This window comes from Protofrankia sp. CiP1_Cm_nod3, assembly GCF_982290655.1.
In genome coordinates this window covers 26,272-37,821 of record NZ_CEVIVD010000026.1, presented here as the reverse complement: position 1 = coordinate 37,821, position 11,550 = coordinate 26,272, and the positions used below count along the sequence as shown (strand labels likewise).

The window sequence follows — 11,550 nt, the reverse complement described above, 5'->3', positions numbered from 1 at the left end:
TGACCGCCAGCGCGACCGGCGGTGGGACGATCATCGGGTGATCCGGCCGGTTCCCGCCGGCCGGCCGGGGCGCCGGGCCGGCGCTACTGGTGCGCGTGGCGCGCGTGGTGCGCGGCCTGCTGCCGCTCGCCGCGGCGCACTGCCAGATGGCCGGCCGCCGCGATCACCGCGTTGACGTCGAGGGGCGCTCCGGCGACATCCACCGCGCCCGCCTGCCGCAGCCTGGTCAGGTCCCGCGGGTCGTCGTCCGTGGTGAGGACGACAGCGGGGATCTGCCCGGCGGTGGCGTCCGCCGCGAGCGCCCGCAGCAGTTCCTCGACCGGGGCGTCGGGCAGGATCCGGTCCAGCAGCACCAGCGCCGGCCGGGCACGCCGTACGGCGTCCAGCGCGAGGGCGGCGCGCGGGACGCAGACCGTGTCCGCTCCCAGCGAGCTGCGCAGCACATGGGTGACCATCGCCCGGGTCGCCGGATCACCGCTGACGTGCACGACCCGCAGGCGGTTGTCGACCGTCCCCGTCGCTGGCCCTGGCCCTGGCCAGGGTCCTGGCCTCGCTCCTGCCGGCCGGCCCGTGACGGCCGGCGGCGGCCCGAACCCGTCATCGTCGTCCGGGTCGTCGTAGGCGTCGTAGGCGTCGTCGAAACGGACGTCGATGGTGTCCAGGACCACGGCGAACACGCTGCCCACCCGGTAGCGGCTGGCCGCCGTCAGAACGCCGCCCATGGCCGTGACCAGGGCGTGGGACAGCGCCAGCCCCAGCCCACTACCCTCGACGCCGCTCCGTTCGGCTCCGAGCCGTTCAAACGGCCGGAACAGCCTGCTCATGGCCTCGGGGGGCAGGCCGTTGCCGTCGTCCTCGACCTCGATCCGCACCCGGGCCCCGGTGACGGGCACGATCCCGACGCGGACGGTGCCGCCCTCCCGCCCGTACTTCAGGGCGTTGCCGACCAGGTTGAGCAGGACCTGCCACAGCCGCCGCCGGTCGGCGTCGGCGACCAGCGGCTCGGCCGGTGAGATGACCCGCCGGATCCCGCGCTGCGCGGCCAGCGGCTCGACCAGCTCGACGACACCCTGGACGATCTCCAGGACGTTGACGGGCCCCTTGTTGATGTCCCCGCGGCCGGCCCGCAGCCGGGCGAGGTCGAGCACGTCGTCGATGAGGGCCTGCATGTGCCGGCCACCGGTGATGATCCGTTCGATGTCGTCGTGCAGCTCCGGGGCCAGCGGCTCGAGCTCCAGCAGCTGGGCGAAGCCGAGGACCGCGTTGAGGGGGGTGCGCAGCTCGTGGCCGAGCCGGGCGATGAACTCGTCCTTCGCGCGGGACTCCCGTTCGGCCGCCTCCCGGGCCCGGATGTCCTCGGTGTCCTGGGCGGCGATCACGAAGCCGCCGTCGGGGTCGGCCCGCACCGACACCAGATAGGGCGCCGGGTTGCCCGCGGCGTCGACGAGGTCGACGGTTCCGCGCCACTGGCCGGTACGGCCGAGCGTCCGGGGCACGACATCGCGCAGCCGGACCCGCGAGGACGGCTCCACCACGTCGACCAGGTCCCGCAGATGGGTCGTCCCGGCCAGCCGTTCACCGAGAAAGGTCCTCGCGGCCGCGCCCGCGTCGAGCACGCGGCCGTCCGCGCCGACGAGTACGACCAGGCTTGTCAGCGCGTCGAGGAGGGTCCGTGGAACCACCTAGGCCTCGTCGTCCCGTGCCTTGTCATCCCGGTCATCGCGCATCGTCCACTCCACGGCGGGCAATAGTAGGGCGTGCCGTCGAAGAGCGTTGTCCCGGGTTTGGTCGAGTGTCCGTTTATGCCGTCCCAGGGATGGAACCTGCACAGAAGGTAGCATCCGGCGGCTGGTCGTCGCCAATGCTGGCACACTCACCAATCCCGGCAGGCTCACCGATACCGGCACGAAGGCGGTGGCAGCCATGGTAGATCTTGAACCATGCTCGTAGCGTTCAGCGTGACCCCGATCGGCACCGGCGAGGACGTCGGCGACCTGGTCGCCGAGGCGGTGCGGGTGGTCCGCGCCAGCGGCCTGCCCAACGAGACATCGGCGATGTTCACGACGGTCGAGGGGGAGTGGGACGAGGTCATCGACGTCGTGCGCCGGGCGGTCGAGGCCGTGGCCGCGCGGTCCGGACGGGTGAGCCTGGTACTCAAGGCCGACATCCGCCAGGGGGCCACCGACGCGATACACACCAAGGTCGCCTCGATCGAGCGGCGCCTGGCCCAGGAGTGACCCGGCGGCGTTCTGTCGCCCGGCCACGGGGCCGGGCGGGCCGGGCGGGCCGGCCAGGCTGGGCGGGTTGGGCTGATTCGTCGGGTCTGCGTGCCCTCCGAGCCGGCCGGATACGCGGTGCCGGCCGGCTGCTGGCACCCGGTCCGCCGAGGCGGTGTCCGGTTTCGCTGCCCGGATGCAACGATGGAGTCATGCCACGGAGGTCACCCATGTCGTCCGGGCCCCGGTCGTCAGGACCAGGGCCCGCCAGGTCGCGAAACGCCTCGCCCTCAGATCCACGGCTTTCCGGCGAACTCGCCGGCCTCCGCTTCGCCGGCGCGGTCCCGCTCGACCCCAAGCCCGCGCCCGCCCGGCCGGCGGCCACCGCCGCGGGTGCAGCCCGAGCCGCCCAGGCGGGCCCGGGCGCGCCGGCGCAGCCCGTCGTCGTGGACGTCAGCGAGGCCACGTTCGCCACGGAGGTCCTGCAACGGTCCATGCAGGTCCCGGTGGTGGTCGACTTCTGGGCCGGCTGGTGCGGCCCGTGTAAGCAGCTCAGCCCCATCCTCGAGCGGCTGGCGGAAGCCGACGGCGGCCGCTGGGTCCTCGCCAAGATCGATGTGGACGCGAACCCGCAGCTCGCCCAGGCCGCGGCCGTCCAGGGCATTCCCGCGGTCAAGGCGATCGTCGGCGGGCGGATCATCGGTGAGTTCACCGGCGCCCTGCCTGAACGCGAGGTGCGGGCCTGGCTCGACCAGCTGCTCGCGCTCGTCGACGAGGCCACCGGCGGCCTGCCCGGCGGGCCGGACGAGGCCCCCGCCGACCCGCACCACGCCGCCGCGCAGGAGGCGCTCGCCCGCGGTGACCTCGAGGCCGCCGCGGCGGCCTACCGGGCCGGGCTCACCGAAGCCCCCGGTGACCAGGACGCGGCGCTGGGGCTCGCCCGTGTCGAGCTCTTCCAGCGGGTGGCCACGATCGACGCGGCCGCGTTGCGTGCCCGGTTGTCGGCCGACCCCGACGACGTCGAGGCGGCCATCATGCTGGCCGACGTCCTGGTCGCCCGGGGCGAGGTCGAGACGGGCCTGACCCGGCTGGTCGGCGTCGTCCGGCGGACCACCGGTGACGAGCGGGAGCGTGTCCGGGCCCACCTGGTCGGCCTGTTCCAGGCGTTGGGGGACGCCGAGCCGGCGGTCGCCCCGGCCCGCCGCGCCCTCGCCGCCGCCCTGTTCTGAAAACGTCCCGGCATGCCGGGCGTTTTCCCGGCCGGCCGGGCGCACCGTGCCGGCCCGACGAGCCCCGCCGGGCCGGCACGGGCCGGCCGGTTCCCGGCTGGTCAGTTCTGGACGGAGCCCTCGTAGCACAGCCACAGGGTGCTCAGGGCGGGCAGGGTGAGTGTCGCCGACGCCGGCTGGTTGTGGCGGGTGGTGTCCACGGCGAGCACGGAGCCCAGGTTCCCCAGCCCGCTGCCGGCGTACTCGGTGGCGTCGGTGTTGATGAGCTCACGCCAGCGGCCGGCGAACGGCAGCCCGAGCTGGTAGCCGGTGTGCGGGACGCCGGAGAAGTTGGTGACGCAGGCGAGCACCCGCCCGCCCGCCGGGCCGCCGGCCGGAGCGCCGCCGGCCCGGCCACCGCCGGCCGGAGCGCCGCCGGCCCAGCGCAGGAACGAGAACACGTTGTTCTCGGCGTCGTTCGCGTCGATCCAGGAGAACCCCTCCGGGGAGGTGTCCCGTTCCCACAGGGCGGGGGCGGCCCGGTAGGCCCCGTTGAGGTCCTTCAGCAGCGTGGCCACGCCCCGGTGGCCCGGGTCGTCCAGGTGCCACCAGTCCAGCGAGCGGGCCTCGGACCACTCGGCCTCCTGGGCGAACTCCCCGCCCATGAACAGCAGCTGCTTGCCCGGGTGCGCCCACATGTAGCCGTAGAGCGCGCGCAGGTTGGCCAGCTGCTGCCGGCGGTCACCGGGCATCTTGCGCAGCAGCGAGCCCTTCCCGTGCACCACCTCGTCGTGGCTGAGCGGGAGGACGAAGTTCTCCGAGTACGCGTACATCATGGAGAAGGTCATCTGGTGGTGGTGGTACACGCGGAACACCGGCGCCCGGGAGAGGTAGTCGAGCGTGTCGTGCATCCAGCCCATGTTCCACTTGAAGCCGAAGCCCAGGCCGCCCAGGTGCGTCGGGCGGGTCACCCCCGGCCAGGCCGTCGACTCCTCGGCGATCATCAGTACGCCCGGGACGCGCCGGTAGACCGTGGCGTTGGTCTCCTGCAGGAACGACACCGCGTCCAGGTTCTCCCGGCCGCCGTGGACGTTGGGGACCCACTCGCCCTCGGCCCTGGAGTAGTCCAGGTAGAGCATGGAGGCGACGGCGTCCACCCGCAGCCCGTCGACGTGGAACTCCTCGAACCAGTACACCGCGTTCGCGACCAGGAAGTTGCGCACCTCGGGACGCCCGAAGTCGAACACGTACGTCCCCCAGTCGGGCTGCTCGCCGCGGCGGGGGTCGGGGTGCTCGTAGAGCGGGGTGCCGTCGAAGCGGCCCAGCGCCCAGACGTCCCGGGGGAAGTGCGCCGGCACCCAGTCGACGATCACACCGATGCCGGCCTGGTGGAGCTGGTCGACGAGGTAGCGGAAGCCGTCGGGGTCGCCGAAGCGTGACGTCGGCGCGTAGTAGGCCGACACCTGGTAGCCCCAGGAGCCACCGAAGGGATGCTCGGCCACGGGCAGCAGCTCGACGTGGGTGAAGCCCATCTCCCGCACGTGGGCGACGAGCTCGGTGGCGAGCTGCCGGTACGACAGCCCGCGGCGCCAGGAGCCCAGGTGCACCTCGTAGACCGAGACCGGCCTGGTGTGCCACGCGGTGCGCCTGCGCCGCGCCAGCCATGCCTCGTCGTTCCAGGTGTAGCCGGACTCGAAGACGACGCTCGCCGTGGCCGGCGGGTTCTCGGTGTGCAGCGCGAGCGGGTCGGCCTTCTGCCGCCAGACGCCGTCGAAGCCGAGGATCTCGTACTTGTACCGGCAGCCGGCGCCGATGCCGGGCACGAACAGCTCCCAGACGCCGGTCGAGCCCAGGGAGCGCATCGGGTAGGCCCGGCCGTCCCAGAAGTCGAAGTCGCCGACCACCCGCACACCGCGGGCGTTCGGCGCCCACACGGCGAAACCGACCCCGCTGACCTCGGTTGTGCCGGTGCTGTCCGGGTAGCGGCGCACCCGCGCGCCGAGCGCCTTCCACAGCTGTTCGTGGCGGCCCTCGCCGATGAGGTGCAGATCCATCTCCCCGAGGGTGGGCAGGTGGCGGTAGGGGTCGTCGACGACGTGCGTGGCGTCGCAGTACCGGACCTCCAGCCGGTAGCCGGAGACGGCGCTGGTCGGCAGCGCCACGGCGAACACCCCGGCCGTGTGCAGCCGGGTGCATGCGAACCGCTCCTCTTCGGTGATGACGACCACGCTCACCGCGTCCGGCCGCAGGGCCCGCACGATCGTCCACTCCCCGTGGGGATGGGCACCGAGGATGTGGTGCGGGTCGTGGTGCGAGCCGTTCACCAGCCGTTCGAGCTCGGCGGCGGCGACGAGCAGGGGCGGGGGAGGCGACGTCGGGGTGTCCTGGCCGCCGGCGCCCCGCTTCGTCCCGCTCCGCTGCGCCGTGTCCCCCTCCGCTGCGCCGTGCTCCGCTCCGCTGTGCTCCGCGCTGCCGTGCTGGACCGCGGTGTGCTCGCCGCGGCCGGGCCCGCCGTCCCGGTACGCCGCTTCGGGATAGCCGCCGTCTTCGGGATACCCGGTGCCGTAGCCGGTGTCGCCGTGGCCGCTGCCCCGGCGGCCGGTGCCGCCGTGCCCGGCCATGGCCATGGCCGGCAGCGGGGAACGGGCGAGCCCGGAGCTGACGTCGCTCGGAAGACCGCTGGCGTCGCGGCGGCAACCGCCCGGGTGCCCCTCGTCGGCTCCACCTGCCGCGCTGTCAGGACCGATCATGGACAACACGCCATCCTTAGAACGTAGTCATCCGTCCGTGGAGGTCAGCCGTTCGACCGAACCGAGCGGGATCGGCAGCCACGATGGGCGGTGACGGGCCTCGTAGACGACTTCGTACACAGCCTTGTCGAGCTCGAACGCTCGCAACAGGGCAGCTTCCTCGCGTGGGTCGTGCCCGCGGACGCCGGCGTACCCGGTGCAGAAGGCGTCACGGTTGCGAGCCGCCCATTCCTGCGCGCGATATCTGAGTCCGGACTCGTCCTCCCGTTCCACCAACAGCGACCGTTCCAACAACAACGACTGGGCCGCGTAGTCGAATGATCGGAGCATGCCGGCGACATCACGATGGACGGACTGCAGCGCTGTGCGTTCTGCCAGCGGACGTGCCGGTTCACCCTCGAAGTCGAAGAGTACCCACCCCGAGTCCACCCGTAGCACCTGCCCCAGATGGTAGTCGCCGTGTACCCGCTGCAGGGCGACCGGTGACGTCTGGCGGGCGAGTGCGTCGTAGGCGGCGCGCAGCCCCGGCTCGAAGGCCCGCAGCCGCTCGACGGCCCTGATCGCGGCGTCCAGCCGCCCGTGCATCCCGGTGGCCTGCGCCTGCAGGGTCCCGGCGTCGCCGACAGCCGTGGGGAGCGTCTCGGCGATGATGCGGTGCACGTCCGCGGTGGCCGCGCCCAGCCGCTCGGACTCGGCCGCGAAGTCGCCGCCGACCTCGTCGGCGTGCAGGTCCGCCTCCGCGTAGAGGTCCCGGACGCTGGCGAGGGCGAGCCGCCAGCCCTCGGTGCCGCTGCGGAGGAACTCCTGCATGAACGCGAACGTGGCGCGCTGGCCGTCGAGAACACCGTCCAGCCAGGCCAGCGGCCGGGCCACGCTGGGGCTGCCCGCGTCGGCGAGCGCGCGGGTCATCTCCAGGTCCGGGTTCGTCCCCGGCCACAGCCGCCGGAAGACCTTCAGGATGTAGGCGTCGCCGTACACGACCGAGGTGTTGGACTGCTCCGCGCCGATCACGTGGGCGGGGAAGAGCTCGAGCTCCTCCAGCGTGTGCGGCACGAGCCCGTCGCGGGCCGTCCGGTCGCGGACGAACGCCAGCAGGGCGGCGCTGCCCTCCGGATCGTGCAGCCCGTCGTAGACCAGCCCGTCGGCGCACTTGCCGACGAAGAAGCCCTCGTGCCCGTAGGGCGCGTCCGGCCGCACCACCAGCGGTACCTGGTAGTGGTCGGCCGGACCACCATCGGTATAGCGGACCTCGACGACGAAGTGGCGCAGCAGGTCGGACAGGCGCACGTCGCGGACGACACGCAGGCCGGCCCAGGGCCGGCCCTTGCCGGCGAACCAGCGCTGCCGCGGCAGCCAGGGGGGCAGGAGGGCGACCAGATCAGAGTTGCCGCCCACCATCGTCGACCTCCTCGCGCCGTCACCACCTGGCGACCATCCTCGTGACGTGTACGCCCATCGTGACGTGTACGCCCTACCCTGCCGTATGTCTGGCCGGCCGGTACGTCCCGGCCCGTCAGGAGCCCAGTTCCCCCGCCCGGGTGAGCGCGAACCAGTAGTGCCCGTGCCCGGCCAGGGTCAACAGGTACGGCAGTTCCCCGATCGGCGGGAAGCGCACCCCGCCGAGCAGTTCGACCGGCACCATTCCGGTGAACCTGCGGAGATCGAGCTCCACCGGCTGGGCGAAACGTGACAGGTTGGCCACGCAGAGCACTCGGTCGTCGCCGAACTCCCGGACAAAGGCGAAAACAGACGGATTGGACGCCGGGAACTCCTCGAAACTGCCGAGGCCGAAGACCGGGTGCCGCTTGCGCACCTCGATCATCCGCCGGGTCCAGGACAGGAAGGACGTCGGCATCCGCTGCTCGGCCTCGACGTTGAGCGCCTGGTATCCGTACACCGGATCCATGATGGGCGGCAGGTAGAGCCGGGCCGGGTCGCTGGTGGAGAAACCGGCGTTGCGGTCCGGGGACCACTGCATCGGCGTCCGCACACCGTCCCGGTCGCCCAGGTAGATGTTGTCACCCATGCCGATCTCGTCGCCGTAGTAGATCACCGGTGAACCGGGCAGCGAGAGCAGCAGCGCGGTGAAGAGCTCCATCTGGTCGCGGCTGTTCTCCAGCAGCGGGGCGAGCCGGCGGCGTATCCCGATGTTCGCCTTCATACGCGGGTCCTTCGCGTACTCGGCGTACATGTAGTCGCGTTCCTCGTCGGTGACCATTTCCAGGGTCAGCTCGTCGTGGTTGCGCAGGAAGATGCCCCACTGGCAGTTCGGCGGGATCGCCGGTGTCTGCGCCAGGATCTCCGAGATGGGGTAGCGGGACTCCCGGCGGACCGCCATGAAGATCCGCGGCATCAGCGGGAAATGGAACGCCATGTGGCACTCGTCGTCGTCGCCGAAATACTGGACGACGTCGGACGGCCACTGGTTCGCCTCGGCCAGCAGCACCCGGTCGGCGTATTTGGCGTCGATCTCCTTGCGGAGCCGCCGCATGTACTCGTGGGTCTCCGGCAGGTTCTCGCCGTTGGTTTCCTCCCGTACGTAGAGGTACGGGACGGCGTCCAGCCGGAATCCGTCGATGCCGAGGTCCAGCCAGAAGCGCAGCACCTCGAGCATGGCCTCCTGGACGTCCGGGTTGTCATAGTTGAGGTCGGGCTGGTGGGAGAAGAAACGGTGCCAGTAGTACTGGCCGCGCACCGGGTCCCAGGTCCAGTTCGACTTCTCCGTGTCGACGAAGATGATCCGGGCGTCGAGGAACTTCTGGTCCGTGTCCGACCACACGTAGAAGTCGCCGTACGGGCCGTCCGGGTCGCTGCGGGAGGCCAGGAACCACGGGTGCTGGTCGGAGGTGTGGTTCATGACCAGGTCCGCGATGATCCGGATGCCCCGGCGGTGGGCCTCGTCCACCAGGTTGACGAAGTCCCCGAGGTCGCCGAACTCGGGCAGGATCCGGAAGTAGTCGGAGATGTCGTAGCCACCGTCCCGCAGCGGTGACTCGTAGATCGGCAGCAGCCACAGGCAGTCGACCCCGAGCCAGCTCAGGTAGTCGAGCTTGCTGGTGACCCCGCGCAGGTCGCCCGTGCCGTCACCGTTGGAGTCGGCGAAGCCCCGGATGAGGACCTCGTAGAAGACCGCCCGCTTGAACCACAGCGGGTCGCGGGATGGTTCGTCGGCCGGGGGCGGGACGGCACCCCCGGCCGACGTCCCGCCCCCGGCCTCTCCGGTGCCCTCGGTGCCCTCGGTGCCCTCGGTGTCCTCGGTGCTCCTGGCGCTCATGCCCGGCGCCGGACGTCGAGGATGTGGGCTGGTTCCGTCGCCGGGTCCAGCCGGACGTAATTCTCTTGCCCCCACGTGTAGTCAGCCCCGCTGATCTCGTCGTGAACATGGAAGGTCTCCCGCCACTCGAGGCCGAGGGCGGGCATGTCGAGACGGACGGTCGTCTCCCGGGCGTTGCGCGGATCCAGGTTGACGACGACCAGGACGCAGTCGTCGCCCGCCGCCCCCCCGGAGCGCTTGGAGAAGACGAGGAAATCGTCGCCATCGGCATGGTGGAAACGAAGGTTACGCAGCCAGTGCAGCGCCGGATGCTCCCTGCGTATCCGGTTCAGCCTGGCAAGATATGGTGCGAGTGAGCGTCCGTCCTGTTCGGCACCGGCCCAGTCCCGCGGCCGGTACTGGTATTTCTCGGAGTCCAGGTACTCCTCGCCGCCGGCCCGTACGGGAGCGTTCTCGAACAGCTCGTAGCCCGCGTAGACCCCCCACGACGGCGACATCATCGACGCCAGTACCGCGCGGATCCTGAATGCCGCCTCACCGCCCTCCTGCAGGTAGCCGGGCAGAATGTCGGGAGTGTTGACGAAGAAGTTCGGACGCATGTAGTGCGCGGTCTCCAGCAGCTCCCGGCCGTATGTCTCCAGCTCCGACCTCGTGTTGCGCCAGGTGAAGTAGGTGTACGACTGGGTGAAACCGACCCGCGCCAGCGCCCGCATCATGGACGGCCGGGTGAACGCCTCGGAGAGGAAGAGCACGTCCGGCTCGACCGACTTCACCTCGGCGATGAGCCACTCCCAGAACTGGACCGGCTTGGTGTGCGGATTGTCGACCCGGAATATCCGCACCCCGTGCGAGGTCCAGTACCGGACCACCCGCAGCACCTCGTGGTAGAGCCCGACCGGGTCGTTGTCGAAGTTGAGCGGGTAGATGTCCTGGTACTTCTTCGGCGGGTTCTCCGCGTACGCGATGGAGCCGTCGCTGCGCACGGTGAACCACTCCGGGTGCACCTTGGCCCACGGGTGGTCGGGCGCGCACTGCAGGGCCAGGTCGAGGGCGATCTCCATGCCCAGGGCGCGGGCCCTGGCGACGAAGTCGTCGAAGTCGTCGATCGTCCCCAGGCCCGGGTGGACGGCGTCGTGGCCACCGGCGTCACTGCCGATCGCCCACGGCGAGCCCGGGTCGTCAGGGCCCACGACCAGGGTGTTGTTCGGGCCCTTGCGGTTGACCTCGCCGATGGGGTGGATCGGCGGCAGGTAGACCACGTCGAAACCCATCGCGGCGACGGCGGGCAGCCGCTCGGCGGCCGTCGCGAACGTTCCGGAACGCGGCGGGTCCAGGCTCGCACCCTCGGAACGGGGAAAGAACTCGTACCAGCTGCCGAACAGGGCCCGGGGCCGGTCCACCCAGATCCGGTACAGGGGCGAGCGGGTGATGAGCTCCCGCAGCGGGCACCGGGTGAGCAGGTCGACCAGCGCCGGGTCGCACGCCGGCGCGATCCGCCCGTGCGGATCCGTCAGCGTGTCGTCGCGCAGGACGTCGACGGCGTGCCGGACCGCCGCCCGCCGGCTTTCGGGAATCCCGGGCAGGGCGCGCAGCAGGAGCCGGGCGCCGTCCTCGAAGTCCACCGACAGCTCGTCCGTGCTCTGGCCGGCGGCTGTCTTGACCTCGACAGCGTGCCGCCAGGTGGCCACCGGATCGGCCCAGGCCTCGATGCGGAAGCCCCACAGGCCCTCCGAGTCGACCCGGACCTCGGCTTCGTAACGATCAGTGCCCGCTGTGGCCTGCCGCATCCGGGTGAACGGGTTCCCGCGGCCGTCCGGGCCTGACAGCGCCACGTTGGCGCCGATCAGGTCGTGTCCGTCGCGGAACATCGTCGCGGCGACGGTGAGGGTCTCACCCTCGACGGCCCGCGACGGCCACTGCCCACAGGAGACGGCGGGGCTGACGTCAGAGATGACAACCCGGCCTATGGAACGTCCGATCATCGCCGCGACCTTATCCAGGTGGACCACCCCTTGATAGTCGGCCTCTCCTGTACCAGTTGGTGGCACCCCAACGTGAACAGCGTGGGGCCACCAGATGGGGGGGTGTTGGGGGTGCGGAGG

The 11,550-nt window shown here is 71.4% G+C and carries 7 protein-coding genes; 2 read left to right on the top strand and 5 right to left on the bottom strand.

All coding sequences use genetic code 11. The features are described 5' to 3' along the window. Positions 1 to 83: 83 nt before the first annotated feature. Entirely contained in the window at positions 84 to 1,682 is a 1,599-nt protein-coding gene (locus AC5LUJ_RS07875) for an ATP-binding response regulator (RefSeq protein WP_250281322.1), read from the bottom strand. A 258-nt stretch (positions 1,683 to 1,940) separates the two neighbouring features. Between AC5LUJ_RS07875 and AC5LUJ_RS07870 the strand changes: the two genes are divergently transcribed. Both AC5LUJ_RS07870 and AC5LUJ_RS07865 read left to right on the top strand, forming a co-directional pair. Beyond that, positions 1,941 to 2,237, top strand: a complete 297-nt coding sequence (locus tag AC5LUJ_RS07870) for an MTH1187 family thiamine-binding protein (protein ID WP_250281324.1) — start codon at positions 1,941 to 1,943, stop codon at positions 2,235 to 2,237. A gap of 209 nt (positions 2,238 to 2,446) precedes the next feature. Beyond that, positions 2,447 to 3,445 carry a tetratricopeptide repeat protein gene (locus AC5LUJ_RS07865; RefSeq protein ID WP_493464706.1) on the top strand — a complete coding sequence of 333 codons (999 nt, stop codon included), beginning with the start codon at positions 2,447 to 2,449 and terminating at the stop codon, positions 3,443 to 3,445. 101 nt (positions 3,446 to 3,546) lie between these two features. Here AC5LUJ_RS07865 and glgB read toward each other — a convergent pair whose 3' ends face one another. The 4 genes from glgB to AC5LUJ_RS07845 form a co-directional block, all read right to left on the bottom strand. Further along, the gene (gene glgB / locus AC5LUJ_RS07860) at positions 3,547 to 6,174 is read right to left on the bottom strand and encodes a 1,4-alpha-glucan branching protein GlgB (RefSeq protein WP_250286114.1); all 2,628 of its coding nucleotides are present in this window, start codon (positions 6,172 to 6,174) and stop codon (positions 3,547 to 3,549) included. A gap of 27 nt (positions 6,175 to 6,201) precedes the next feature. Next, positions 6,202 to 7,572 carry a maltokinase N-terminal cap-like domain-containing protein gene (locus tag AC5LUJ_RS07855; protein ID WP_250292477.1) on the bottom strand — a complete coding sequence of 457 codons (1,371 nt, stop codon included), beginning with the start codon at positions 7,570 to 7,572 and terminating at the stop codon, positions 6,202 to 6,204. Positions 7,573 to 7,687: 115 nt separating this feature from the next. Beyond that, positions 7,688 to 9,448 carry a maltose alpha-D-glucosyltransferase gene (treS, locus tag AC5LUJ_RS07850; RefSeq protein ID WP_250286112.1) on the bottom strand — a complete coding sequence of 587 codons (1,761 nt, stop codon included), beginning with the start codon at positions 9,446 to 9,448 and terminating at the stop codon, positions 7,688 to 7,690. Next, the gene (locus AC5LUJ_RS07845) at positions 9,445 to 11,430 is read right to left on the bottom strand and encodes an alpha-1,4-glucan--maltose-1-phosphate maltosyltransferase (RefSeq protein ID WP_250286111.1); all 1,986 of its coding nucleotides are present in this window, start codon (positions 11,428 to 11,430) and stop codon (positions 9,445 to 9,447) included. Before AC5LUJ_RS07845 ends, treS begins: the two co-directional genes overlap by 4 nt. Between the last annotated feature and the right edge of the window lie 120 nt (positions 11,431 to 11,550).

What these genes read in the sequence shown, in the direction of transcription:
- AC5LUJ_RS07865 (WP_493464706.1), top strand. Translation starts at nt 2,447, where the DNA reads ATGTCGTCCGGGCCCCGGTCGTCAGGACCAGGGCCCGCCAGGTCGCGA.
- glgB (WP_250286114.1), bottom strand. Translation starts at nt 6,174, where the DNA reads ATGATCGGTCCTGACAGCGCGGCAGGTGGAGCCGACGAGGGGCACCCG.
- AC5LUJ_RS07870 (WP_250281324.1), top strand. Translation starts at nt 1,941, where the DNA reads ATGCTCGTAGCGTTCAGCGTGACCCCGATCGGCACCGGCGAGGACGTC.
- AC5LUJ_RS07845 (WP_250286111.1), bottom strand. Translation starts at nt 11,430, where the DNA reads ATGATCGGACGTTCCATAGGCCGGGTTGTCATCTCTGACGTCAGCCCC.
- AC5LUJ_RS07855 (WP_250292477.1), bottom strand. Translation starts at nt 7,572, where the DNA reads ATGGTGGGCGGCAACTCTGATCTGGTCGCCCTCCTGCCCCCCTGGCTG.
- treS (WP_250286112.1), bottom strand. Translation starts at nt 9,448, where the DNA reads ATGAGCGCCAGGAGCACCGAGGACACCGAGGGCACCGAGGGCACCGAG.